The organism is Kribbella sp. NPDC004875 (assembly GCF_042873375.1).
Classification (GTDB): domain Bacteria; phylum Actinomycetota; class Actinomycetes; order Propionibacteriales; family Kribbellaceae; genus Kribbella.
Genome location: NZ_JBIALI010000001.1, coordinates 2,220,165 through 2,244,473, shown reverse-complemented (window position 1 = coordinate 2,244,473; position 24,309 = coordinate 2,220,165). Strand labels below are relative to the sequence as shown.

21 protein-coding genes are annotated in these 24,309 nt (G+C 70.2%); 5 read left to right on the top strand and 16 right to left on the bottom strand.

Going from position 1 to position 24,309, the window contains the following annotated elements; all coding sequences use genetic code 11:
* Window positions 1-38 precede the first annotated feature (38 nt).
* The 10 genes from ACFYRH_RS10975 to ACFYRH_RS10930 form a co-directional block, all read right to left on the bottom strand.
* On the bottom strand, window positions 39-755 hold the full coding sequence (locus ACFYRH_RS10975; RefSeq protein ID WP_387771519.1) for a dienelactone hydrolase family protein: 717 nt from the start codon (window positions 753-755) through the stop codon (window positions 39-41).
* Window positions 752-1,198, bottom strand: coding sequence for a GNAT family N-acetyltransferase (locus ACFYRH_RS10970; RefSeq protein WP_387771516.1), 447 nt, complete (start codon window positions 1,196-1,198; stop codon window positions 752-754). The genes ACFYRH_RS10975 and ACFYRH_RS10970 overlap by 4 nt, the downstream gene beginning before the upstream one ends.
* Entirely contained in the window at window positions 1,195-2,259 is a 1,065-nt protein-coding gene (gene tsaD / locus ACFYRH_RS10965; protein ID WP_387771513.1) for a tRNA (adenosine(37)-N6)-threonylcarbamoyltransferase complex transferase subunit TsaD, read from the bottom strand. Before tsaD ends, ACFYRH_RS10970 begins: the two co-directional genes overlap by 4 nt.
* A 14-nt stretch (window positions 2,260-2,273) precedes the next feature.
* Window positions 2,274-2,723 carry a GNAT family N-acetyltransferase gene (locus tag ACFYRH_RS10960; RefSeq protein ID WP_387771510.1) on the bottom strand — a complete coding sequence of 150 codons (450 nt, stop codon included), beginning with the start codon at window positions 2,721-2,723 and terminating at the stop codon, window positions 2,274-2,276.
* Complete coding sequence (gene tsaB, locus ACFYRH_RS10955; RefSeq protein ID WP_387771508.1) at window positions 2,720-3,379, bottom strand: tRNA (adenosine(37)-N6)-threonylcarbamoyltransferase complex dimerization subunit type 1 TsaB; 660 nt, start codon at window positions 3,377-3,379, stop codon at window positions 2,720-2,722. The genes ACFYRH_RS10960 and tsaB overlap by 4 nt, the downstream gene beginning before the upstream one ends.
* Before the next feature lies 1 nt (window position 3,380).
* On the bottom strand, window positions 3,381-4,307 hold the full coding sequence (tsaE, locus tag ACFYRH_RS10950; protein WP_387771506.1) for a tRNA (adenosine(37)-N6)-threonylcarbamoyltransferase complex ATPase subunit type 1 TsaE: 927 nt from the start codon (window positions 4,305-4,307) through the stop codon (window positions 3,381-3,383).
* 235 nt (window positions 4,308-4,542) lie between these two features.
* Window positions 4,543-5,688, bottom strand: coding sequence for an alpha/beta fold hydrolase (locus ACFYRH_RS10945; RefSeq protein WP_387771503.1), 1,146 nt, complete (start codon window positions 5,686-5,688; stop codon window positions 4,543-4,545).
* A 6-nt stretch (window positions 5,689-5,694) separates the two neighbouring features.
* Window positions 5,695-6,864 carry an alanine racemase gene (gene alr, locus ACFYRH_RS10940; RefSeq protein WP_387771500.1) on the bottom strand — a complete coding sequence of 390 codons (1,170 nt, stop codon included), beginning with the start codon at window positions 6,862-6,864 and terminating at the stop codon, window positions 5,695-5,697.
* Window positions 6,865-6,879: 15 nt separating this feature from the next.
* Window positions 6,880-7,521 carry an HAD family hydrolase gene (locus ACFYRH_RS10935; protein ID WP_387771497.1) on the bottom strand — a complete coding sequence of 214 codons (642 nt, stop codon included), beginning with the start codon at window positions 7,519-7,521 and terminating at the stop codon, window positions 6,880-6,882.
* Between the two features lie 89 nt (window positions 7,522-7,610).
* On the bottom strand, window positions 7,611-8,822 hold the full coding sequence (locus ACFYRH_RS10930; RefSeq protein ID WP_387771494.1) for a hypothetical protein: 1,212 nt from the start codon (window positions 8,820-8,822) through the stop codon (window positions 7,611-7,613).
* 264 nt (window positions 8,823-9,086) lie between these two features.
* On the opposite strand from ACFYRH_RS10930, the gene ACFYRH_RS10925 reads away from it, so the two are divergent.
* Complete coding sequence (locus ACFYRH_RS10925) at window positions 9,087-9,884, top strand: META domain-containing protein (RefSeq protein ID WP_387771491.1); 798 nt, start codon at window positions 9,087-9,089, stop codon at window positions 9,882-9,884.
* 5 nt (window positions 9,885-9,889) lie between these two features.
* Here ACFYRH_RS10925 and ACFYRH_RS10920 read toward each other — a convergent pair whose 3' ends face one another.
* The 3 genes from ACFYRH_RS10920 to ACFYRH_RS10910 all read right to left on the bottom strand — a co-directional run bounded on the left by ACFYRH_RS10920 (window position 9,890) and on the right by ACFYRH_RS10910 (window position 14,920).
* Window positions 9,890-12,808: a PIG-L family deacetylase gene (locus ACFYRH_RS10920; RefSeq protein WP_387771488.1), complete on the bottom strand. Its 2,919-nt coding sequence runs from the start codon at window positions 12,806-12,808 to the stop codon at window positions 9,890-9,892.
* A gap of 330 nt (window positions 12,809-13,138) precedes the next feature.
* Complete coding sequence (locus ACFYRH_RS10915; protein ID WP_387771485.1) at window positions 13,139-14,530, bottom strand: NAD(P)H-hydrate dehydratase; 1,392 nt, start codon at window positions 14,528-14,530, stop codon at window positions 13,139-13,141.
* Window positions 14,531-14,569: 39 nt separating this feature from the next.
* The gene (locus ACFYRH_RS10910; protein ID WP_387771482.1) at window positions 14,570-14,920 is read right to left on the bottom strand and encodes a holo-ACP synthase; all 351 of its coding nucleotides are present in this window, start codon (window positions 14,918-14,920) and stop codon (window positions 14,570-14,572) included.
* Between the two features lie 79 nt (window positions 14,921-14,999).
* Here ACFYRH_RS10910 and ACFYRH_RS10905 point away from each other — a divergent pair, with 79 nt between their 5' ends.
* The gene (locus tag ACFYRH_RS10905) at window positions 15,000-15,788 is read left to right on the top strand and encodes a hypothetical protein (protein WP_387771479.1); all 789 of its coding nucleotides are present in this window, start codon (window positions 15,000-15,002) and stop codon (window positions 15,786-15,788) included.
* Here the strand turns inward: ACFYRH_RS10905 and ACFYRH_RS10900 are convergent.
* Both ACFYRH_RS10900 and ACFYRH_RS10895 read right to left on the bottom strand, forming a co-directional pair.
* Window positions 15,777-16,784, bottom strand: coding sequence for a LacI family DNA-binding transcriptional regulator (locus ACFYRH_RS10900; RefSeq protein WP_387771476.1), 1,008 nt, complete (start codon window positions 16,782-16,784; stop codon window positions 15,777-15,779). The two genes, ACFYRH_RS10905 and ACFYRH_RS10900, sit on opposite strands and share 12 nt — an antisense overlap.
* A 32-nt stretch (window positions 16,785-16,816) precedes the next feature.
* Complete coding sequence (locus ACFYRH_RS10895; RefSeq protein ID WP_387771473.1) at window positions 16,817-18,661, bottom strand: alpha-glucuronidase; 1,845 nt, start codon at window positions 18,659-18,661, stop codon at window positions 16,817-16,819.
* A 124-nt stretch (window positions 18,662-18,785) separates the two neighbouring features.
* On the opposite strand from ACFYRH_RS10895, the gene coaA reads away from it, so the two are divergent.
* Window positions 18,786-19,748 (top strand): type I pantothenate kinase, encoded by a 963-nt coding sequence (coaA, locus tag ACFYRH_RS10890; RefSeq protein WP_387771470.1) that lies wholly within the window; start codon window positions 18,786-18,788, stop codon window positions 19,746-19,748.
* 9 nt (window positions 19,749-19,757) lie between these two features.
* Here the strand turns inward: coaA and ACFYRH_RS10885 are convergent, their stop codons facing one another.
* On the bottom strand, window positions 19,758-20,843 hold the full coding sequence (locus ACFYRH_RS10885) for an MFS transporter (protein ID WP_387771467.1): 1,086 nt from the start codon (window positions 20,841-20,843) through the stop codon (window positions 19,758-19,760).
* 216 nt (window positions 20,844-21,059) lie between these two features.
* On the opposite strand from ACFYRH_RS10885, the gene ACFYRH_RS10880 reads away from it, so the two are divergent.
* Both ACFYRH_RS10880 and ACFYRH_RS10875 read left to right on the top strand, forming a co-directional pair.
* The gene (locus ACFYRH_RS10880; RefSeq protein ID WP_387771464.1) at window positions 21,060-21,587 is read left to right on the top strand and encodes a 4'-phosphopantetheinyl transferase family protein; all 528 of its coding nucleotides are present in this window, start codon (window positions 21,060-21,062) and stop codon (window positions 21,585-21,587) included.
* Window positions 21,588-21,690: 103 nt separating this feature from the next.
* Window positions 21,691-24,288, top strand: coding sequence for a glycoside hydrolase family 3 N-terminal domain-containing protein (locus ACFYRH_RS10875; protein ID WP_387771461.1), 2,598 nt, complete (start codon window positions 21,691-21,693; stop codon window positions 24,286-24,288).
* Window positions 24,289-24,309: the final 21 nt, after the last annotated feature.

Genomic DNA, 24,309 nt, shown 5'->3' with positions numbered 1-24,309 from the left:
AACAAGCAGCGCGCGTCGGCGCCTGTCCTATCGAGTCCCTAGTGAGTCTTGGTTCGGCAGGGCACGCGGAAGCGTTCCCTCACCGGCATCCGGAACCGCGCCACCGCGATGCTGCCAACCGCCGACGCCACGTGGGCGCTGGTCTCCGGCAGGTCCTCGCTGGTCCTACCGGCCACGAAGTCGGCCACGATCCGGTTCCAGTCCGCGGGCCGCCGCAGCATCGCGTGCCCCTCACCTTCGAGCAGGTACGTCGTCACCGCGACGCCGGCCGCCCGCAGCCGAGCGGCGTACGCCGTCGTACCGGCCGGATCGGTCATCGTGTCGTCGGTGCCGTGCGCGAACGTGACCGGCGGACGCAGCGCGACCAGCGGTTCGTCGCGCGGCAGCCAGGGTGCCAGCGCGAGCACTCCGGCCACGCGAGGATGATCGCCGGCGGCAACAACCGCTCGCCCGCCCATCGAGTGCCCGATCAGGAGGACCCGCGAGATCACCGGCGGCAGCGCGTCCAGGACGGCTCGCAGATCAGCGGCGGCGTCACCGTCGTCGTTCCAGCCGCGGAAGCGATACCGCAGCAACCCGACCGCCGCGTCCGGTGCGGCCGACCGCGCGGCCGGCGCGAAGGGCCACATCCGGAGCAGCGCCGGCCGCCACAGGTGCGGGTCGGCGTGCGAGTGCTCCTGACCGCCGTGCGCGAGCAGCACGAGATCGGTCGCCCCGGCCGGGTGCCGGACGAGGTCGACACCCGGACACCTCACGGCTGCACGTACAGCTCGGTCGGTTCCTGGCGGATCGCCATCATCCGGCCGGGTGGGGTCTCGGTGAAACCGTACGAACGGTAGAGCTCGTGCGCGTCGGCGGTCGCCAGCAGAATCTGCCGCAGGCCCTTCAGGTCAGGGTGTTCCAGCAACGTCGACACCACGAACCGCCCCAGACCATGGCCGCGGTGCGACTCGAGCACGAACACGTCGGCCAGCCAGGCGAACGTGGCCCGGTCCGTCACCATCCGCGCGTACGCGACCATCGCACCGTCCGCGTCGTACACCCCGAGGTTCAGTGAGCCCGCGATCGCGCGGTCCACCACGTCCTGCGGGATCCCCTTGGCCCAGTACGACGTACTCAGGAAGCCCTGCACGACGGCGGCGTCGATGCGGGTCGCGTCGTCGTCGGCCTCGAAGCCGTCGGGTCCGGTCCACTTCACTTGTTCAGTACCTCCGTGACCGGCATCGACGAGTCGGCCGGCAGGTCCAGCGGTGACGGGACCCGGCCGGCCCGGACGAGCTCCGACCCGAGCGCCGCGACCATCGCACCGTTGTCCGTGCACAGCCCCGGCCGCGGCACCCGGACGGCGATCCCCGCCGCGGTGGCCCGCTCCTCGGCCATGGCCCGCAACCGCGAGTTCGCCGCGACACCGCCACCGATCAGCAGGTGCTCGAACCCGCGGTCCTTGCACGCGTCGATCGCCTTCCGGGTCAGCACGTCGCAGACCGCCTCCTGGAACGCGGCCGCGACATGGTTCACCGGCACGTCCTCGCCGTCCCGCCGCTTCGCCTCGACCCAGCGCGCGACCGCGGTCTTCAACCCGGAGAACGAGAAGTCGAACCGGTGCCGCTCGAGGTCCCGCTGCGACGTCAGCCCGCGCGGGAACGTCACGTACATCCGGTCGCCGCCGTCCCGCGCCGCCTTGTCGATCCACGGTCCGCCCGGGAACGGCAGCCCGAGCACCCGGGCCACCTTGTCGAACGCCTCCCCGGCCGCGTCGTCGATCGTGCTGCCCATCGGTACGACGCCGTCGGTGATGTCGGTGATGTCATGGACCGCGAGCAGCGACGAGTGCCCACCGGACACGAGCATCGCGACGCAGCCCTTCGGCAGGTCCCCGTGCTCGAGCGTGTCGACCGCGACGTGCGCCGCCAGGTGGTTCACGCCGTAGATCGGCTTGTCCAGCGACAGCGCCAGACCCTTCGCCGCCGCGACGCCGACCAGCAGCGCACCGGCCAGGCCGGGGCCACTGGTCACCGCGACCGCGTCCACGTCACTGGGTTTGATCCCGGCCGTCTCGCACGCGCGGCGGATGGTCGGCACCATCGCCTCCAGGTGCGCCCGGCTGGCCACCTCCGGCACGACCCCGCCGAACCGGGCGTGCTCCTCGACACTGGACGCGATCGCGTCGGCGAGCAGCGTCTGCCCGCGCACGATCCCGATGCCGGTCTCGTCACACGACGTCTCGATCCCCAGGATCAGGGGCTCATCCGTACTCACACTGCTCACACTGCTCACACTGTCTCCCGCCACCGCATGATCACCGCGTCCTCGCCGGCGCCGTAGTACCCACGCCGGCGGCTGATCTGTTCGAAACCGAATCCCCGGTACAGCCCGATCGCGGATTCGTTGCTCGCCGCAACTTCCAGGAGCACCGTCCGGCCGGCGCACCGGGCCAGCGCCGCCGTCATCAGCTGGCCACCGATCCCGGTCCGCCGTTCCGCCGGGGTGACCGCGATCCGCAGTACCTCGACGACGTCCTCGGCGACCGGGGGCAGCAGCAGGACGGCGTACCCGACGACCTCGCCCTCGTCCGCGACCAGGATCACCCGGTCGTCGGACAGCCGCTCGAACTCGTCGGCCCAGGCGACCGTACTCCAGGCGGCCGGCCCGAAGCACACCTCGTCCAGGGCGACGAGCGCGGGCTGGTCGGCCGGCACCGCTGCCCGGATGGCAGGCCTCACAGGACGCTCTTCGGCCCGCCGGACAGCGTGACGTCCGGCCGGCGCAGGTACAGCGGCTCGGGTGCGACCACTTCGAGCGTCTTGGTCGCCACGCCCGTCGCCAGCACCTCCGCCGACGGGTACTCCGTGACGTCGACGGTGCTCACGCCGAGCGCGTCGGCGTACAGCACCGCGCCGCGGCCGATCACCGGCAGGCCGGACAGCACGTGCGCGACCTCGGCCGGCTTGTCGACCGCGGGACCTTCGAGCCGGCGGCGGCTGCCGTCCGCGGCCGGGCCGTCGTACAGCGCCCAGTAGATCTCCTTGCGCCGCGCGTCCGTCGCGACCGCGACCGGCAGCGTCAGTGCCGACTGCCGGGCCAGGACGTCGAGGCTGCAGACACCGCAGACCTCGATCCCCAGCACCTCACCCATCGTCCGGGCGGTCACCAGGCCGACCCGTAGCCCGGTGAACGGGCCCGGTCCGACGCCTACCGCGATCCCGGTCAGGTCGCGCGGCGTGACGCCGGCGGTCTTCAGCGCGGACGCGATCGCCGGCGCGAGCAGTTCGCCGTGCCGCAACGCGTCCACGGTCGTCGACGAGGCGACGACCTCACCGGCCGGCGTGGCCAGCGCGACGGTGACGGCGGCACTCGAGGTGTCGAAGGCAAGCAGCATGTCAGTTCTTCTCCAGTACCGATACCCGGACGCCGGACGCCGCCCAGCGCGGGCCGACAGGGGTGATCCGCAGCGCGCGGGTCTCGTCGGTGTCGTCGTCGCCGCGGGTCACCACGATGTCCAGCCGGTCCGGCGCCAGCGCCTCGGCCAGCCCGTGACCCCACTCGACGACCGTGACCGCGTCCTCCAGGCTGGCGTCCAGGTCGAGGTCGTCCAGCTCCGCGAAGCCGCCGATGCGGTACGCGTCCACGTGCACCAGCGGCGGCCCGTCGACGAGCGACGGGTGCACGCGCGAGATCACGAAGGTCGGCGACGTGATCGCACCCCGCACCTTGAGCCCGACCCCGAGGCCTTGGGTGAAGGTGGTCTTCCCGGCCCCCAGGTCACCGGACAGCACGAGTACGTCGCCCGCGCGCAGCTGACCGGCCAGCTCCTCGCCGATCGCCTGCATCTCCTCGGCCGTCGGGACCGTCCGCTCGACCGGCATCGCCTTCGCGTAGATCAGGTTCGGTCCCTGCTGGTCGACGACGGAGTATCCACGCCGCCGCCAGAACTCGACCGTGTCCGGCAGCTCGACCCGCGCGATCAGGTTCACCCGGCCGAGCCCACGCCGTACGGCGACCTCCTCGGCGCAGCCGACCATCGCGGACGCGACGCCGCGGCCCTGGAAGCGTGGATCCACCGAGACGCGGCGCAGGTTGAGGACGTCGCCGGCCTGCTCGAACAGCATCGCCCCCGCGGGCGCGCCGTCGATCCGGACCAGCAGCCCACCGTGCTCGGCGACGGCGGCGGCGACCGTGGTCGCGTTCTCGGACAGGGCGGTCGAGGGCGGGTCGAGGACACGACGGGCGGAGAACGCGTGATGGATCGCCGCGACGATCTCGTCCACGTGCTCAGCGGTGGCATCTACGACATGCAGGTCGGTCATGGGGCCTCCCGGCCTGGACTGAGGAGCGCAGGGATCCCGGTCGCGGGGTCCCCGGTCTGGACTGAGGAGCGCAGGGAGCGCAGCGACTGGAGCGACGAGGGAAGACCGGGAACCAGACCCCGCGACCTGCCGCGCGCCAGCGCGGCATCGAGCACAGCGACTGGAGCGACGAGGGAAGGGCGGGAGTCACAGCCCCATGACCCCGCCGGTTCCGGAGGCCCGGCAATCTGTACTGTCATGAAGGTCCCAAGGATTGTTCGGCTCGCTCGATCATGCCAAGGAGGGCCGCGGTGAATTCACGGTGGTGCTCGATCAGGCCCAGGTGACCGCAGTTCTTGACCTCGACGAGCTCGGCGCCGGGCACCCGCCGGACGATCTCCTCGGCGTGGTCGAACGGGGTCAGCGCGTCCTTGTCGCCGCCGATCACCACGCACTCCACCTTCTGCAGCGGCTCCAGGGCGGCGAACTTGTCGTGCAGCGCGAAGATCGGGTAGAACTCCGCGATCACCTCGATCGGCGTGGCCGCGATCATCTCGTTCACGAACTCCGTGAACGCCGGCGGCACCTCGGAGCCGAACGAGTACTTCCGGGTCAGCAGGTAGCTGAGGTCCGAACCGGCCTTCCGGCTGCGCTCGACCACCTCCGGGATCCGGGCCAGCGCCGCGACCGTCGGTGTCGCGAGCGCCCGCGCCCACCTGCCGATCCGGCCCGGGAACACGATCGGGACCTCGTCGAGACCGCCCGCACTGGTCGAGCACAGGCCGACGCCGATCACCCGGTCCCCGAACAGCTCCGGGTGCTGCTCGGCGAGCGCCATGATCGTCATGCCGCCCATCGAGTGCCCGATCAGGATCACCGGGCCGGTCGGCGCGAACCGCTCGATGATCCCGTACAGGTCCCGGCCGAGCTGGTCGATGCTGACGTTCTCCTGCGGCGACCGGCCCGAACGCCCGTGCGAGCGGTGGTCGTAGAACACCATCGTGCCGATCCCGGCCATGTCCCGGCGCTCGAAGTGCCACAGGTCCATGTTCAGCCCGTAGCCGTGCGCGAAGATCACGGTCAGATCCTCGGGCGGCAACGGCAGCTTGCGGTGCTGATTCCTTCCCCGCCCCGCCGCCCCGGTCAGGCGTTTCGGCGGCGGTGCCGGTCGCCGGGACCGCTTCAGCTCGTCCACCTCGACGTACAGCTCGACGCCGTCGTCGGCGGTGAACACGTACGGCGTTCCGTGCAGCGAACCGAACGGCTCGGCCTCGAGCTGCTTGCGCTGCCCAGTACGCCGGCCGATCACCTGGCGCTCGACCGCGACACCGGCCGCCGCGCCCGCGGCCAGAATCCCGACCGCGGCTCCGATCAGGCCCGCGGTCCGCCCTGCTTTGGACACGCCGATCTACCCTTCGCGTCCGGAACTCGGGCCGGCCGCGCTGTCGACGTACCGGCGGGGAATGCGGGCGCCCAAGCGGGTGACGATCTCGTAGTTGATCGTGCCCGCGGCGTCGGCCCAGTCGTCGGCGGTCGGCTCACCGGACGTCCCCGGGCCGAACAGCACCACCTCGTCGCCGGCAGCCGCCTGATCGTCCTCGAGGTTGACCACGCACTGGTCCATGCAGATCCGCCCGACGATCGCCCGCCGCCGGCCACCGGCCTGCACCGGGCCGCCGTTCGAGGCGTGCCGCGGCAGACCGTCGCCGTACCCGAGCGGGACCAGGCCGAGCGTCGACGGTCGCGGCGCCGTCCAGGTCAGGCCGTACGAGACGCCCGCACCGGCCGGCACCCGCTTCACCATCGCGAGCCGCGCCGTCAGCGTCATCGCCGGCCGCAGCCCGAGTTCCGCCGGCGGCAGCGCGTGCCCGAACGGCGAGAGCCCGTACGTCGCGACGCCCGGGCGGACCAGGTTGAAATGCGTCTCCGGCAGCGCCAGCGTGGCACCGGAGTTCGCCAGGTGCTTGAACTCGGCGTCGACACCGAACGACTCCGCCACCTCGATCGCTTCGGTGAACGTCGCCAGCTGGCTCTCGTTCGCCGGGCTCTTCGGCTCGTCCGAGGAGGCCAGGTGCGACCAGATGCCCTTGACCTCGATCCGGCCGGCCGTCTGTTCGCGGACGGCGGCCCGGATCAACCCCGGCCACTCCTCCGGTACGGCGCCGCCGCGGGACATCCCCGTGTCGATCTTGAGGTGCACCCGCGCCGGCCGGTCGGTCACGCCGGCCGCCAGCTCGTCGATCTCCCAGGGCGCACCGGCGGACAGGTCGATACCGGCCTCGATCGCATCCGTCAGCGGCTCGCCGGGCGTGGTCAGCCAGCAGAAGATCGGCCCGGTGTCACCGGCCGCACGCAGCGCCAGCGCCTCCTCGAGCACAGCGGCCCCGATCCAGTCGGCACCGGCCTCCCGCGCGGCCCGGGCGACCGGCACCATCCCGTGCCCGTACCCGTCGGCCTTGACCACGGTCATCACCTGCGCACCCTCGGCGCGAGCACGCAGCGTGCTCACGTTGTGGCGGATCGCGTCGAGATCGACGACCGCTTCAGCGCGGACCGGGTGTGACTGAGGAGTAGACATCGTGGTTCCAGTGTCTCAGGCGTGGTCGATGAGATCGGCGAGGGCCGTCATGTCGTGGAAAACCGTGTCCGCATCGGAAAGTTTCGCGGGATCCGTCATCCCGGCGTACCCGAAGACCTTCATCCCGGCGGCGACCGCGGCGGCGACGCCGAGCGGGCTGTCCTCGATCACCAGGCAGTCGACCGGCTTCACGCCCAGCGTGGCGGCCGCATGCAGGAACAGGTCCGGCGCCGGCTTGCCGTGCGCGACGTCCTCGGCGCTGAAGATCCGCCCCTCGAACCGGGACAGGAACCCGACCGCGGTGAGCGCCGTACGGATCCGCCGGTGGGTGCCGGACGACGCCAGGCAGTAGGTGACACCGCGGGCGTCCAGGTGATCGAGGACTGCCTCGACCCCCGCGATCGCCTGCAGCCGCTCGAACCCGGCGAACAACCGCTGGTGGTACCGGTCCTCGAGATCGGCCGGCAACGGGCGCCCGAGCTGCGCCTCGGCCTTCTGGCGCATGGAGGCCATCGAGCCACCCATGAAGTCCCGCACCGCCTCGTCGAACGTGTACGGCAGTCCGGCCTCGGTCAGCAGCTCCGCCAAGATCGAGTTCGCCAGCCGCTCGGAGTCCACCAGTACGCCGTCGTTGTCGAAGATCACCAGTTCGGTCACGGCAGAAACCCTAAACGCCGCTCACCAGACACCCGGTGGCCACCGCGAGAACGCGGTGGCCACCGGGCTGTAGCGAGAGCGTGCGGCGCTCAGTTCTCCTGGATGGAGAAGTCGGTGAAGTCGAAGCGCTGCTTGGTGTTGCCGGTGGAGACCACCTCGACGCCGTAGTCGACCTGCCAGGTGGTGGCCTTCGGGGCCCAGCCGCGGGTCTGCATGTCCTTGAAGACGCTCGCCAGCGGCATCGTGCCGGACTTCTGCGTCACCTGCGACACGTAGGCCGTGTAGCCGTTCTCGTGCCAGACGTCGTAGGTGAAGCCACCGAAGGTGACGGTGCCGACCTTCTTCCCGGCCGGTGTCTGGTTCTTGTTGTCGGTCCAGATCATCAGCTCGTTGTTCAGACCGTCGCCGATCCAGATGTCGAACGCCACGTTGTAGATGCACGCGGAGCAGTTGGCGGGCGTCGTCGCCGCGAACTTCGCCGACTGGATCTTCGACAGCGGTACGTCGCTGTAGTCCTTGTGGACGTTCGGGTACGCCTGGACACCACGGTCACCCGGGAGGGGCTGGGTGACGTCGAGGAACCAGTTGTCGTAGTTGCAGGCACTCAGGGTGTACGTGCCGTTGCTGTTGTTCCACATGTTGTTGTGGACGTAGTACGCACCGAAGGTCCGGCCGTCACCGGAGTTGTTGGTCGACGTGGTCACGAACGACGGGCTCGTGCAGCTCTTGCTCGGGCTCGTCGTCGAGGCCGGCGACGTGCTGGTCGAGGTCGGGGCCGAGGTCGGGGGCTGCGTCGTAGGTGGCTGCGTGGTCGGGGGCTTGGTGCTCGTGGTGGTCTGCGTCGGTGTCCCGGTGGGAGTGGTGGACGTCGGCGGCTTGGTCGGGGTGGTGGACGACGACGGCGTACCGGAGGGGGTCGTCGTCGGCTGACCCGGGGCGGCAGCGAAGTCGTAATGAACGGTGTAGGTCAGCTTCGTGCCGGTGCTGTACTTCTGGCCGTCGTACCGCAGGGCACGCAACCGGTAACTCTGGTCGGTGGTGCGGCTCGGGTCGATGGACAGGATCGCGGGACCGGCCGCGGTCGCGGTGATCGCGGTCGGCTTCTGGCCGAAGCCGTGCTGGACCGTACAGCTGGAGGACGAATCCAGGACGCAGGATTCCACGCGTCCGACGCTCGGGAGGGCAGTCGTCGTGCTGTCCGCGGCGTTCGCGGTCGCCAAGGTGGAGTCCTTGGACGCGTGCACGGCGATCGGAACCGCGACCAGTCCGGCGACCGCGAGGAGGGCCGCAGGGAGGATCACGCGACTCCGGGCAGTTCGGGTGGGGGGCATGCGGAGAGTTCCTTAGTGTGCTCGACGGGCCGCACTGCTGCCCCAGAACTCGCGGCGCGGCCTCAACTGTTCGATTGGATCCCCAGAGGGGCCAGGTCAGTGGCCTTGTCGTGCTGTTCGCTCTCGCGTACGGCGGCGACGTTATCGAAGCGTGATCAGCGCTGCCAACCCCGGGTCCCGATTTAACTGTCCGTGCAGGTGCAACGCACACGCTCTCCGCGGCGTCCTGAGAGTGTGAACAAACGGATGATCGTCCGCGCCGCGGCCGGCCTGGTGCTGGTCCCGCTGACCCTGACCGCCTGCGGCCAGAGCGGCGGGAAGAACACCGGCGGCGAGGTGTCCCTGGCCGGGAAGACATATCTGTCGACCGCGGTCACCCAGGACGGCAAGCCGCGCCCGCTGGCGCCGAAGACCCGGGTCCGGCTGCAGTTCACCGCGGACGGCCGCCTGGTCGCCGACGCCGGCTGCAACTCGATGCAGTCCAAGGTCTCGACGTCCGGCGGGAAGCTCAACCTCGACGGTCAACTCGCCGGCACCGCGATGGGCTGCCCGGGTCCGCAGCAGGGTCAGGACTCCTGGCTGGCCAAGATCATCCAGGCGACCCCGACCTGGAAACTCACCGGCGACAAACTCGACCTCACCGCGGGCAGTACGACGATCGCACTCACCGACCAGCGCAGCGCCGTACCCGAGGTCGCCCTCGACGGGACGAAGTGGACGCTGTCGACGGTGATCACCGGTGCGGTCGCCTCGCACCAGGCCGGCTCCGAGAAGGCCTGGCTGACGCTGAACGGCGAGCGCGTCACCGGATCGACCGGCTGCAACGAGTTCCAGGGCATGGTCGCGCGGTCCGCCGGCACGCTCACCTTCGGCGAACTGGCCACCACCCGCCGGGCCTGCGCGGGCGCCGGCGCGACGCTGGAATCCCAGCTGCTGAAGGGATTGCAGGGTCAGGTGAGCTACCAGGTCGAGGGCTCGACACTGAAGCTTCGTTCCGCAGGCGGCGGTCTGGACTTCACCGCGACCCGCTGAAGCGACTACCCGATGCGGATGTCGAAGGCCTGGACCTCGTTCCGCGACGTCTCGTAGGAAACCAGCAGGTGACCGCGGTCCCGGAGCTGCTGGCGCTGCGCCGCGGTCAGCGGGATCGTCCAGGTCTGGACGCCTCGCGTGACCTGTCGCGTGGCCTGCTTCACCAGGTGACCACTCATGTCCGGTGACCACGGCGGCGTCGCGCCATCGGTCACGGCGCACGGCGTGAAGCCGTAGTCCGGCGGCGGATCGGACGTGCACGACGTCGTCCACACCGGGATCGCACCCAGCTCACCACGGGTCAGGAACGCCCGCGCAGTACCGGATCCCTTCGACGACGTGACCAGCTGTACGGCGTCGCCGCGCAACGCCGACGACAGGATCTTCAGGTCGTCGGTCGGCACCCGCCCCGAGATCGGTACGCCGTTGCGCGCCGACTGTGCAATCGTCTGCGGAGACAGTGCGCCGTTCAGGTTCGGGTTCGACACGTCCGGGGGCGCCGGCGTGGTCGGGCGGCCCGCCGGCGGGGTGTACCCGGGGAGCGTGGCGAGGCCCCAGCGGTACGGGTCGGACTGCACCGACCCGAGCGCCGACCACCCCAACCGAGTACTCATGTCGATATGCCGCAGAGTCGTCGTACCGGCGGCCGAGGTGTCGTCGTTGTCGTACGGAGTGATGTTCAGGCCGAGCCGCGACGGGTCGACGGCGGACGGCAGGTCGGCCAGCGGGATCTTCACCTCGAGGTCGTAGCCGCCACCCGCGTACGCGTGCGGCACCGTGGTCTCGTTGCTGCCGACCCACTGTGCGGTCGAAGCAACCTGGACGCCCGGCGCGTTGCCGGTGTCGAGGGAGCCGCTCGAGTAGCCCTGGTGGTTGTCCGCGTCGCGTTCCCAGCACGGGCCTCCGCTCTGGGTGAACGGGAAGATCCCGAGCTTGAACGTGTTCGCGGTGTCTTTCAGGTCCTGCGACGCCGTACCGCGCGGGTCGAGCAGGATCTCGACCGAGTCGGCCTGCCAGTGACCGACACATTCGGCCGGCGTCACGGCGTACGACTGGTAGTCGTCACGGACGTGGATGAAGAAGTAGAGCGCGTCGTCCGACCAACTGACCTTCGCCGTACTGCCTTCTCCGGTGGCCGAAACGCCGCAGTCGTCGGCGCCCGTACAGGTGCTCGCGCCCTGCCAGATCCGGCCGAGGTCGAGCGTGGCGCCCGGGTACTCACCCGGCTCGGCCTTGCCGTCGACGACCGGCGCGGCCCGCGGGATCACGGTGGTCGGGACAAGCGTCAGCGTGAGGGTCTCGCTGCCGGTCGCGGTGCGGATCGGGATCGGGACGTTCTGCTGGGCCGGCAGTGTCGTGTCGGTATTGGTCAGCTTGAACGTGACGGTCGCGTCCGCGCCGGGCTGCAGGTCGTACGGTTTGCTCGCCGCGTCGACGGTGAAGTTCGCGGGCAGGTCCAGCGACACCGCGCCGGTCTGCTGCTTCGCCGACCAGTTGTGAACCACGACAGGCACGTCGATGGTCTGGCCGATACCCATCGACTGGATCGCCTGCGACCGGCCGAGGCGGTTGGCCTGCGGGGCGGTGTTCTGCAGCCACTCGTCGTACTCCCGCCAGTTGCCCCACCGCTGGAAGCGGCCCTCCGCGGCGGCGACGATGCGGACCACGTTGTCGGTGTAGCCGGACGCGTGCGCGGTCGTGTAGAGCGCGGAGATCTTCGCGTTCTGGTCGACCGGGGCGTTCGCGGCCGGGGTCACGGTGAAGGTGACATCGGCGGCGGAGCCGGCCTTGACCGGCTTCGGGCCGTCGGTCGTCCAGCCCGCCGGAACCGTCAGCGCGACGTTGCCTTGGGCAAGGTTCCCGCGGAGGTGCAGGGTGGCCTGGAACGGTTCGCCGGCGACGTTGTAGAACCGGGAGAACGTCAGGTACTCGAGGGTCCCGAGCGGCAGCCCGCCCGGATCCGGTCTCGTCGCGCCGAACAGGATCGCGTCGTCGCGGCCCGCCGCCGCGTTGCTGTTCGGCTGGAACGGTACGAACGACTCCGTCATACCGAAGCGTGGACAGGCGGGTGCGGACGTGCCCTTGTACATCACGCGGCTCTGCGTCGGGTATGCCGCGCGACCCTCGTCCGAGACCTGCTGCCAGATCTTCGGCGTACCGGCGGCCTGCCCCTGCGCGTTGCCGGCCGGCCAGGTGTACGGCGAGTTGTAGCCCGTCCACACGCCCGCGACGGTGTCGGCGCCGGTCGGGGTGAAGCCGGTGGTGCAGTTCGCGGAGGTCGTCGTACCGCCGGTTCCCGCGGTGCTGCCCCCGGAGAAGACCTTCTTCACCTGCCAGGTGCTGAGCGCGTGCGGGCCCTTCAGTTGCTCCGGGAACATGTTCGGGTCGGCGGCGGCGAGGACGCCTTCCCAGATCAGGCGGCCGGCCTGTTGGTGGTTGCCGTGCCCCGCGGCGAGCGTCGGGGTGAAGCCGATGTAGATCTCCGGCTGCGTCTCGCGGATCACCCGGGTCACGCGGCGCAACGTCTCCTGCTCGTCCCAGAAGTACTGCGTGAGCGGTGCGCTCTGGTTGTAGAAGAAGTCGACGCGATCGAGATTGAAGATGTCGACCGTGCCGGAACGGTAGTGCGCGACACGGTCCTCGTTCTCCCGGCGGAGGCCGAGGTCGGGTCCGAGCTCGGTGCCGGCCGCGTTGCCGCCGCCCTCACCGCGCGTCACCATGATCACGCCGCACTTCACGCCGTACAGCTGATGCCAGACACCGCACGGGCCGATGAAACCCGTGTCGTCGTCGGGATGAGCCCACTCCCCCATCACGTCGATCTTCGTCTGCCGATCAGCCACGTACGGCGTCGTCTTCGCGACCGCCGGCACCGGCAGCACCGCGAGCAGGACAAACACCACGAACCCCACGAATCGCTTCACGTGCACACTCCAAAGGCGGTGGAGGCACCAGCAACTCTCCAGTCCTACGTCCACGCGGCGACGCGTGCAACATGTACCGCGCGCCTCGGTTCCCCCGCGTGCTCCGCGGCGCTCCTCAACGCACCACTACGCGCGCACCCACCCCCCGGCTTTCGCCGGTGCATCCCATCCGGCTACCGCCGGACCGTGCGCGCTATCGAGGCGCCGTTTGGGTGGTTCACCTCGGAAATGGTCCGTTCCCACGCTGCATGCCAAATGCTCAGGGACAGCCTCAGGGGTGAACCGCTCGAATGCCTCTCACACCGCACACCAGCCGGAGTGCTTTCCGCCTCAGCGCAGGATGGAGGCGGTTGCGTCGGCGATGGCGCGGGCGACGTTCATCGAGGTGACCGGCGCACCGTCGGCGGCGACGTTGGCTGCGGCCGCGTGCAGATAGGCACCCACAGCACCCGCATCGAGCGGCGTCAACCCAGCAGCAAGCAGCGCCCCGCAGAGGCCCGCAAGCACATCCCCAGACCCCGCCGTCGCCAGCCACGGGGTCGCGTTCGTGTTCACCCGGATCTCGCCATCGGGAGCAGCGATGACAGTCGTCGACCCCTTCAGCAGCACCGTCACGTCGAACCGCTCCGCCGCCAGCCGCGCATGCTTCAACCGCTCGGCCTCGACGGTCTCCCGCTCGACACCCAGCAGGCGAGCCAGCTCACCCGCATGCGGCGTGGCCAGGACGTTCACATGGTCGCCGGATTCGTCGAGCGCCTTCAAACCGTCGGCATCCAGCACAACCGGCTCTTCCGCGTCCAGCAATTCGCGGATCCGCGGCACGTCCAGCTCGTCCCCGAGCCCGGACCCGATCGTCCACGCCTGCACCCGCCCAGCGCCGACCACCTCGGGATGAGCTTCCCGAACCGCGTTCGCGACCGCGTCCGGACCGACGTACCGCACCATCCCGACCGGACCGGCCAGCGCCCCGGTCGTGGCGATGACAGCCGCACCCGGGTACTGCGTGGACCCGACCATCAGCCCGAGCACCCCACGCGAGTACTTGTCGGAGTCCGCGTGCGGCACCGGGTACAGCGCCCGGACGTCACGAGCCTGGAGCGCCTGCACCGGCGCCGGCGGCACCTCGAGCCCGATGTCGACGAGATGCACCGGCCCGCAGGCGCTCGCGGCTGGGTCGATGAAATGGCAGATCTTGTGGGTCCCGAAGGTGACCGTGAACGCAGCGCGGACATGCGGCTCGGGCGTCCCACCACTGTCGACATCCACCCCGGAGGGCGTGTCGACGGCGACGATCGGTACGCCGCTCTGCTCGGCGAGCTGCACCGCGGCCAAAGCATCAGCCCGCAGACCCGGACGACCGCCGATCCCGACGATCCCGTCCACCACAACATCCGCGGTGCGGATCTCGTCGCTCGAGCCGACCCGCCCGCCTGCCACCCGCAGTGCTTCGAGCCCGGATTCGTGCGCCTTCGACGAGAGGAGTACCGCGGTGACCTGGGCACCGCGACGGGCCAGGTTCGCCCCGGCGTACAGAGCGTCGCCGCCGTTGTCGCCGGAGCCGATCAGGAGCACCACGCGGGCGCCGTACGCGCGGCCCAGGAAGTTGCTGATGGCAACCGCGAGGCCGGTGGCGGCGCGCTGCATCAGCGTGCCGTCGGGGAGCTTCGCCATCAGCTCCGCCTCGGCCGCCCGCACCTGCTCGACGGTGTGCGCATTACGCATGCTCAAACCTCCACTACGAGAGCCGGCGCCGACGCGTGGTCAGCCTTCCAGGACTACTACCGCGGACGCGATCCCGGCGTCATGACTGAGCGAGAGATGCAGGCTCTGGACGCCGAGCTTGGCGGCCTGCGCGGCGACTGTGCCGCTGATCTCCAGCCACGGCCGCCCGGTCTCGTCGGTCTGCACCTCGGCGTCGTGCCAGTGCATGCCGGCCGGAGCGCCGAGCGCCTTGGCCAATGCTTCCTTGGCCGCGAACCGCGCTGCCAGCGAGGCGGGCGGTTTGACCGCCTCCACCGCGGTGAACACCCGGTCCCGCAAGCCAGGGGTCCGCTCCAGCGTCCGCATGAACCGATCCACGTCGACCACATCGATACCCACGCCGACGATCATGTGCCTCACACTAGCCGCCCACCGAGCGCCAACCGTCGATCAGGTATCTCTCAGCGTCCGGTGTCTACCCTCGCGGACCATGCGAACACGAGCCTTCCCGGCCCCGAAAGTGCCCGCGGTCTTCGTGATGTTCTGGGTGGTGAAGCTGCTGACCACGGGCATCGGTGAGACCGCCTCCGACTACCTCGGCAGCGTCAGCATCCCGCTGGCCGCCGTCATCGGGATCGGCACCTTCTGCACTGCGCTCACCATCCAACTGAAGGCCGGCACCTACCATCCGGTGCGGTACTGGATCACCGTTCTCGGCGTCGCGCTCTTCGGCACGATGATCGCGGACGGCCCGCACGTCGCGCTCGGTACGCCGTACTGGTTCGACTCGATCGTGTACCTCGTACTGCTCTGCGCCGTGCTGGCCTGGTGGCGCCGCAGCGAGGGGACGATCTCCGTACACTCGATCACCACCGCCCGGCGCGAACGGTTCTACTGGGGCGTCGTGTTGCTGACCTTCGGCCTCGGTACCGCCGTCGGCGACGCGACCGCCATCGACTTCGGCCTCGGTTTCAGCTGGTCGATCGCGCTCTTCGCCGTCCTCATCGTCGTGCCGCTCGGTCTGTGGAAGCTTGGCCTGAACGTCACCGTCGCCTTCTGGGCGTCGTACGTCCTGACTCGCCCGCTCGGTGCCTCGATCGCGGACTGGCTCGGCAAGGGCACCCACGACGGCGGTGTGGGCTGGGGCATCGGACCCGTCACCGTCGGCGGACTACTGCTCTTCGCGATCCTGGTCGCCTATCTGACTGTGACCCACAGCGACGTCGACCACGCCAGTGCCCCCGTCGAGCGTGAAGCAGTCCTCGACTCAGGGCACTGACACCGGCCCCGTGGACTGGCGGACCCGCATGTCCACGGCGAGGTCGAGGCGGAGGGCTGTGGGGGTCTTGCCGCGGGAGAGGTCGAGGAGGACGCGGGCGGCGAGTTCGGCCATCTGGTGCAGGGGCTGGTGGACGGTGGTCAGCGCCGGCGTCACCCACTGGGCGACGGGCAGGTCGTCGTACCCGACGACGGAGAGGTCGCGCGGGATGTCGAGGCCGAGTTCGCGGGCGGCCTGGTAGACGCCGAGTGCCTGCATGTCGCTGCCCGCGAAGATCGCGGTGGGCCGGTCCGGCAGCGTGAGCAGGGCGAGCGCCTCCCGGTGGCCGCCGCCCACCTCAAAGTCCCCCGAGCGGATCAGCTCCGGATCGACCTCGACACCGGTCGACCGCAGCGCATCGGTGTATCCGTCCACCCGCTGCCGCGAGCACAGCGTCTGCGGCGGACCGCCGATCATCCCGATCCGGGTGTGCCCGAGGGTGCGCAGATGCGTCGTCGCCATCCGCCCGCCGTTCCAGTTCGCCGAGCCGATCGACGGTACGTCGTCCCCCACGTCGCCGACCGGATCGACGACCACGAACGGGATCCGCCGGGCCTCGAGCTGCGCCCGCTGGTCGGTGTCCAGGTCGGAGAACACCATGATCACGCCGAGCGGCCGCCGGTTCAGCACCGACTCGATCCACTCCTGCCGCGGCCGCAGCGCGCCGCCGCACTCGGACAGCACCAGCTCGACGCCGGCGGCGCGGACGACCTCCTCGACACCGCGGATCAGCTCCATCGCCCACTCGCCGCCGAGCTGGTTGAACACCAGGTCGATCATCGGGCTGGCCGTCGTCCCCGCGCTGCGCCGCCGGTACCCGTGCTCCTGGATCAGGCTCTCGATCCGCGCCCGGGTCGCCTCGGCCACGTCCGCGCGCCCGTTCAGCACCTTGGACACGGTCGGCACCGACACGCCGGCCTGCTCCGCAATTTTCGCAATGGTCGGCCGTTCGCCCACGACCCCTCCCGGTTCGAAACTTTCGGCCCAGGCTACCGGTGAATCGTGCGGCCCTGGGCGTCCGGTACGCCGCTCAGCCGGTAGAAGAACGTGTTGACCTGGTCGCGCCACTCCCGGGCGTTCGCGAGCTGTGCCTCGAACCGGTCCGTGATGTTCTCCCGGACCACCGGCTCGAAGCGCTCGGCGATCACCCGCCACCGCGCGGCCATCGCCTCGACCTCGGCGTACCCCTGGAAGTGCGTGTCGTAGATGTGTTGCAGCACCGTCGTCCCGCTGTGCAGGCGGTGGTCGTACGGCACGTGGTGGAAGAACAGCAGCAGCTCGTCCGGGCAGCTGCTGACGTCCTCGTACAGACTGGCGAGCGGCTCCGGGTACTGCCCGGTGAATCCCGATCCGGTCTTCACCGTCCGGTCCACGCCGACACCGTCCCGGTCCGCGAAATGGTGCGAACCCCGCGTCGAGTACTCGTACCCGTTGACGCTCGGCCCGTAATGCGTTTCCGGCGCCACCATGTACCCGACGCCCAGCGGCGCGGTGTACTGCTCGTACGTCCGCCACGAGCCGGACATGATCGTCACCAGCTCGCCGCGCGTCCGGTCGTCCATCGCGAACGTCGCCGCGGCCCACTCGTGCAACAGGCTGACCGGGTCCGCGGCCGGGTCCCAGGCCAGCCGGCCGACCGCGTAAAGGTTGCTCTGCGCAAGCTTGTGCCCGGTCCAGTTCGGGTCGTCGCCGACGTTGGACACGGCGACCACCGCCCCGATGCGGTCGGCAACCGTCGACCGCGCGCCGCCGGTGGTGTCGAACTGCAGGATCTCCCGCCACCACGGACCGAGGTAACACAGATCCCGTTGCTGCCCGGAAAACTCCTGGGTGACCTGCAACTCCAATCCAAAAACGGTTTCCTGCAGTTCCCCGAGCAGCGGCGCGACCGGCTCCCGGACCTGGAACTCCGACGGCCCGTGCGGAACCTGCAGTACGACGTTTTCCTCGAACCGCCCGTCCAGTGGGATGAACTGGTCGTACGCCGCCCGCGCGCGATCCGCCCGGCGGTCCCGCCAGTCCAGCCCGTCCAGCCACTGCTCCGCGCCGGAAACTCGCCAGAAAACCGTTCCGCCGTACGGCGCCACCGCGCGCCCCAGCAGGTTCGCGCCCTCGGCGTCCGCGCCCGCGCGCACCAGGAGACCGCCGAGATCGGGAACGACCTCGTACACCCGGGCGAGCGTCGCGGACCACCAGCGGGCGACCCGCTCGTCCCTCGGGTCGTCGGTGAAGTCGACCGCCAGACTGACCGCGATCCCGTACTCCCGGAACACGCCCGCCAGCCGGGCCACGTCGGGCAGTTCGGCGGTCGGGAGCGCGACGGCGTTGATCCCGATCGAGGCCAGCAACCGCGCGTACGACCGGACCCGGGTCAGGTCCTCCACCACCTGGCCGTCACGGAAGAAGATCGACGCACCGGAGTATCCGCGGCGTACCGTTCCGGAAACTTCGTCCCAGTGGTCGAGCATCCGGATCGGCACTGCCGGCTGCTCGACGACGGTGAAGTCGCCGCTCATCCACTCGAAGTACCGGAGCAGGTAGAAGTAGCCGTACAGCAATCCGTGGCCGCCCTCGGCGGCCACCACCAGATCGTTGCCCCGTCGCACCACCACGAAGCCCTCGACGCCGAGCCCGTGCTCGGGGACGGCGGCCTCGACCTCCTGCCACAACGGGGTCTCGCGGACCCGGGCCAAGGTGCACACGGCAACTTGTACGTCGGTGCGGAAGCGGCGGGTCTGCCGGAGTTCGGCCCGGATCGTCTGGGCCAGCGCCCCCGATGCGTGCACCGTCACCTCTGGCAGCCGCTGAGTACCGAGCCAGGCGGAATCGATCATCGGGTGGTGATCCTCGCACACCCGATGAGTCACCGGCCGGTGACCGAAAGTTTCGAGACCGTACCGTAGCTGAGACGAAGCCCACGTCTGCCTGATGTGGGTGCTTTCCGCGCAGGTGGGAAGAATGGGCGACATGCTGCAGCCGTCGCGGGAGGTGACTCCCTACACCGAGCTCGACCGGGCCACCTGGGCCCAACTGGCCGAGACCACCGTGTCCCCGCTGACGGCGGACGAGGTGGAGCGGCTGCGCGGTCTGGGTGACGAGATCGACATGGACGAGGTCCGCGAGGTCTACCTGCCGCTGTCCCGGATCCTGTCGCTGTACGTCCGGCACGCCCGCGCGCTGCACGCCGACACCGAGAGTTTCCTCGGCAAGCCGGCCGCGACCCGCACGCCGTTCGTGATCGGCATCGGCGGATCGGTTGCCGTCGGCAAGTCCACGACCGCGCGTCTGCTCCGTGAACTGCTGGCCCGCTGGCCCGAGCACCCGCGGGTCGCGCTCGTCACCACCGACGGCTTCCTCTGGCCGAACGCCGAGCTCGAGCGCCGCAACCTCATGCAGCGCAAGGGTTTCCCGGAGTCGTACGACCGCAAGTCGCTGCTTCGCTTCGTGGTCGAGGTGAAGTCCGGGATGGACACGGTCGAGGCGCCGGTCTACTCGCACCTGCACTACGACCGGATGCCCGGCGTCCGGACCACCGTCGAGCAGCCTGACATCCTGCTGCTCGAAGGGCTGAACGTCCTGCAGCCGGCGCCCCGGCACGCGGACGGCAAGAGTGGCCTGGCGGTCAGCGACTTCTTCGACTTCTCGGTGTACGTCGACGCGGCCGCCGACGACATCCGCTCCTGGTACGTGGCCCGCTTCCTCAAGCTCTGGGAGACGGCCTTCCGGAACCCGGAGTCGTACTTCGTCCGGTACGGCGAACTGAGCCGCGAGGAAGCGGTGAAGAAGGCCGAGTCCCTCTGGGACGGCATCAACGGCCCCAACCTCCGCGAGAACATCCTGCCGACCCGCTCCCGGGCCACCCTGGTGCTCCGCAAGGGCGCCGACCACGCCGTCCGCTGGGTCCGCCTCCGCAAACTGTGACCATCCGGGTCAACGAGCTGCCCTGATCGCCGGTACGACGCCGACGGCCACGACCGCCGCGGTCAGCGCGAACGCCACCGGGAAGCCGGCGCCGCCGACGACCGCCCCGAAGATCAACGCGCCGGCGCCCCAACCACCGTCGTACGCGAGGTTCCACAGGGCGCTGACCTGGCCGTAGCGGGACCGGTCGACGCGGTTGTACATCAGGGTCAGGGTGAGGTTCTGCGCGGCGCCGAACCCGATGCCGAAGCAGGTCGAGCCGATCAGGATCGCGACGGCGCTGGGCAGGAAGACCAGCGAACCGGCGCCGACGGCGGCGAAGATCAGCGCGGGAGCGAGCAGCTTCGCGGGGCCGATGCGGTCGGCGTACCGGCCGGCGAGCCAGCGCGCGGCGGGTGCGGCGATCGCCTGCAGCAGCAGGGCGGTCGCGACCATCGACTGCTTGCCGCCGGCAACCGCGAGTGGCAGGAAGGTCACGCTGATCCCGGCCGCGACGGTCACCGCGGCGAACACCAGGGTCGGCATCAGCAGACCACTGCGCCGTACGCCGCCGAGGACCTGGACGTGCTGTCCCTCGGCGCTGACCGCGGCCGGCAGTCCGGTCAGCGTGACGAGACCGGCGAGCGAGGTGACGGCGGCGAGGACGAACAGCGCGCCGAAGCCGATCTCGTGGGTCAGGTAGACGCCGAGCGGGAGGCCGATCACCGCGGGTGCGCCGACCGCCACGCCGTACACGCCGAGCGCCTCGCCGCGGCGAGCTGCCGGGGTGAGGTCGGCGACCAGCGCGACCGCACCGACGACGAGGATCGCCAGACCGGCACCGCGGACGATACAGACAGCCAGCACCACCGGGAGGCTCGCGGTGGCGAGCAGGGCCAGCGACGGTGCGCCGAGCAGGATCAGGCCGAGCCCGAGGACGACTCGGTGGCCCCAGCGGGCGAGCATGCGCGGTACGAGCAGCTCGACGGCGACCGCGGAGAACATCATCGCGGCGGTGGACAGGCCGGCACCGATCCCGCCGGAGCCGTTGGCGGCCAGGTAGAGCGGGACCACGGAGGTGAGCAGGTACATGCTCAGGCCCGACCCGAAGACCATCACCAGCAGCCGGCCGACTGGCCGGTCAGCAGGCGCTCAGCAGCGGCTACCTGGACTGTCTGGGCTGTGGGGGTCTCGCACGCGGTGGTCATACTCCGAAGCTAGAGAAATACCGGTACGCCCTACAGATCCAGTTCCGCCCCCGCCAAGAGGACCAGTTTCGTGGCAATTTGTCGACAAGGCTCCCCCTGACGAGACCTGGGCTACCTTCGTCCGATGGGTTCTCCCGTCTATGTCTGGCTGGCGACGGTCCAGGATGCCCACGAACTGCTGCTCGAGCTCGCGTGGACGCTGGTCGACAACCCGGCTCTCGGCCATGACGAGAGCGGTCGGCCGGAGATCCCCGGGTTGGCGGTGAGCGTCAGCCGGACCCATCACCTGGTGGCCGTCGCGGCGTCGTACGACGGTCCGCTCGGGATCGACCTCGAAGAGCGTCGGCCACGGCGCTTCGCACCGCTCGCCGACCGATGGTTCACAGCGACCGAGGTGGCGTGGATGCGCGACCAGCCTGATCAACTGAACGCCTTCCTCCACCTCTGGACGGCCAAAGAAGCGCTCGGGAAGGCGCTCGGGGTCGGGCTGCGAGGACTTCGGCAGGAGGTTCCGATCGGCGGCGGCAAGATTGAATCCGCGCCCGGCCTCGCGGTGACCTACCTGCCGTGCACGGAGGGCGTACTAGCCCTCGCGGCGCCGGTCGGCGTGCGGATCGAGCAGCGCGGTCCACTGGGTGTCATCGACTCTTGACCCACCGTGCGCGCGTGGGTAACTTTCGCGTCTCGGGGAAGTATCTGTAATTCACTTACTTCGACGCTCGCCCCTGCCCGCCCGGACCCAGTTGGTGACACCCATGGAACTGACCCGACGCCAGACCCTCGGACTCGCGGCGGCCGCCGTCGCGGGAACGACGGTCGCCGCCCCAGCCACCACAGCCACCACAGCCGCAGCCGCACCGCAGCGGCCAGGTACCGACCGCTGGGTCCGCGAGACCCTGCGGCGGATGACGCTCGAGCAGAAGGTCGGCCAGCTGTTCGTCTGCTACGCCTACGGCCCGGCCGCCGACACCGCCGATGCCCGCAACACCAGCCTGTACGGCGTGCCCACGCCGGCCGAGGTCGTGCGCAAGTACAACCTCGGCGGCGTCATCTACTTCACCTGGACCGACTCGGTCCGCGACCCGCAGCAGATTGCGGGCCTGTCCAACGGTCTGCAGGCCGCGTCGATCGCGAACAGCGGTATCCCGCTGCAGATCGGCACCGACCAGGAGTACGGCTCGGTCGTCCGGGTCGGTCCGCCCGCGACGCAGTTCCCGGGCGGCATGGCGCTCGGCGCGACCCGTTCGGCAGCGTTCGCCCGCTCGGCCGGCGCGATCGCCGGCCGGGAACTGAAAGCCATTGGCATCACCACCGACTTCGCCCCGGACGCGGACGTCAACGTGAACCCGCTGAACCCGGTGATCGGGGTCCGCTCGGTCTCGTCCGACCCGGCGCTGGTCGCCGACCTCGTCGCCGCGCAGGTGAAGGGCTACCAGCGTGACGGCCGGATCGTGTCGACCGCGAAGCACTTCCCCGGGCACGGCGACACCGCCACCGACAGCCACACCGGCATCCCGGTCATCGGGCACACCCGCGACGAGTGGACCCGCATCGACCTGCCGCCGTTCCAGGCCGCGATCCAGGCCGGCATCCAATCGATCATGACCGCGCACATCGTCGTACCCGCGCTCGATCCGTCCGGGGACCCGGCGACGTTGAGCCGGCCGATCCTGACCGGGATCCTGCGTGAGCAGCTCCGGTTCGACGGTGTGGTGATCACCGACTCGCTCGGCATGCAGGGCGTCCGGGACAAGTACGGCGACGCGGAGATCCCGTTGCGCGCGCTCGAGGCCGGTGTCGACCAGCTGCTGATGCCGGTGGATCCCGGGCTCGCCTACAACTCGGTCCTCGACGCGGTCCGCGGCGGCCGGATCAGCGAGGCGCGGATCGACGAGAGCGTCACGCGCATCCTCGCGCTGAAGCACGCGGGCGGTCTCGTCGACCGGCCGTACGTCGACGTCGCCAAGGTCGCGAAGATCGTCGGTACGCCGGCCAGCTACGCCGAGGCCCAGCTGATCGCGGACCGCAGTACGACGCTGCTCCGCAACGACGCCGGCCTGCTGCCGCTCTCCCCCGCGCCACGCACGATCCTCGTCACCGGGTACGGCCCGGCCGCGCTGGCGACCGCCCTGCGGGGCCACGGCGCGACGACGATCGTGAAGGACACCGGCACCACGCCGACCGACGCCAAGATCGCCGACGCCGTGGCCGCGACCGGCACGGCCGATCTCACCGTCGTCCTCACCAACAAGGCCTGGGACACGAAGGTCACCGACAAGCTGGCCAAACAGCAGAAGCTCGTCAACGGACTCCTCGGTACCGGCCGTCCGGTGATCGTCGTCCCGGTCCGCGACCCGTACGACGTCGCGTACGTCGACCCCGCACCGACCACGCTGGTGACGTACGGATCCACCGCACCGTCGATGACGGCGCTCGCGAAGGTGCTGTACGGCGAGATCGCCCCGACCGGCAAGCTCCCGGTGGAGATCCCGGCCGAGCCCGACCCGAACAGCCCGGACCCGGTCCCCGTCCTGCACCCGTTCGGCCACGGCCTGACCTTCGATGCCCGGCAGACCTCGCTGACCGTTGCGTCGTACAACATTCATGCCGGCGCCGGGGAGGACGACGTCTTCGACCTCGAGCGCACCGCGCAGGCCCTGAAGGCGCTGGACGCGGACATCATCGGTCTGCAGGAAGTCGACGTGCACTGGGGCGACCGCAGCCAGTGGCTGGACACCATCGCCGAGCTGGCCGCCAGACTCGGCATGCATCCCGCGTTCGCGCCGATCTACGATCTCGACCCGCCGGCGGCGGGGCTGCCGCGACGCCAGTACGGCGTCGGCCTGCTCTCCCGTTTCCCGCTGGTCCGCACGGAGAACCACGCGATCACGCGGCTGTCGACGCAGGATCCGAACCCGCGACCCGCTCCGGCACCCGGGTTCCTCGAGGCGGAGCTGGACGTCCGCGGGCGGCGGCTGCACGTGTACTGCACGCACCTGGACTACCGGGCCGATCCGTCGGTCCGGCAGGCCCAGGTCGCCGACACCGTGCAGATCCTCGCCGCCGACCGCAGGCAGGACCTGCAGATCCTCGTCGGTGACTTCAACGCGGAGGCCGGCGCGCCCGAACTCGCCGGCCTGTGGCGCCGGCTCTCGGACTCCTGGACCGCGGCCGGTACGACGACCGGCGGTCCGAACACCTACCCCGCGGTCGCCGCCGACAAGCGGATCGACTTCGTCACCGTCGGCGCCGGCCTGTCTGTCCTGCGCGCCGAGGTGCCGGCCGAGGTTCCGCTCGACCAGGCCGCCAGCGACCACCGCCCGATGATTGCCAGTCTTTCGTTCCGCCCGTGATCCCGTCCGTCACGCCTCTCG

Excerpts from the sequence above, each read along its gene's own strand:
- tsaE (WP_387771506.1), bottom strand. The coding sequence starts at position 4,307 with ATGACCGACCTGCATGTCGTAGATGCCACCGCTGAGCACGTGGACGAG.
- tsaB (WP_387771508.1), bottom strand. The coding sequence starts at position 3,379 with ATGCTGCTTGCCTTCGACACCTCGAGTGCCGCCGTCACCGTCGCGCTG.
- ACFYRH_RS10910 (WP_387771482.1), bottom strand. The coding sequence starts at position 14,920 with ATGATCGTCGGCGTGGGTATCGATGTGGTCGACGTGGATCGGTTCATG.
- ACFYRH_RS10875 (WP_387771461.1), top strand. The coding sequence starts at position 21,691 with ATGGAACTGACCCGACGCCAGACCCTCGGACTCGCGGCGGCCGCCGTC.
- ACFYRH_RS10885 (WP_387771467.1), bottom strand. The coding sequence starts at position 20,843 with ATGGTCTTCGGGTCGGGCCTGAGCATGTACCTGCTCACCTCCGTGGTC.
- alr (WP_387771500.1), bottom strand. The coding sequence starts at position 6,864 with ATGTCTACTCCTCAGTCACACCCGGTCCGCGCTGAAGCGGTCGTCGAT.
- ACFYRH_RS10895 (WP_387771473.1), bottom strand. The coding sequence starts at position 18,661 with ATGATCGATTCCGCCTGGCTCGGTACTCAGCGGCTGCCAGAGGTGACG.
- coaA (WP_387771470.1), top strand. The coding sequence starts at position 18,786 with ATGGGCGACATGCTGCAGCCGTCGCGGGAGGTGACTCCCTACACCGAG.
- ACFYRH_RS10880 (WP_387771464.1), top strand. The coding sequence starts at position 21,060 with ATGGGTTCTCCCGTCTATGTCTGGCTGGCGACGGTCCAGGATGCCCAC.
- ACFYRH_RS10905 (WP_387771479.1), top strand. The coding sequence starts at position 15,000 with ATGCGAACACGAGCCTTCCCGGCCCCGAAAGTGCCCGCGGTCTTCGTG.
- ACFYRH_RS10915 (WP_387771485.1), bottom strand. The coding sequence starts at position 14,530 with ATGCGTAATGCGCACACCGTCGAGCAGGTGCGGGCGGCCGAGGCGGAG.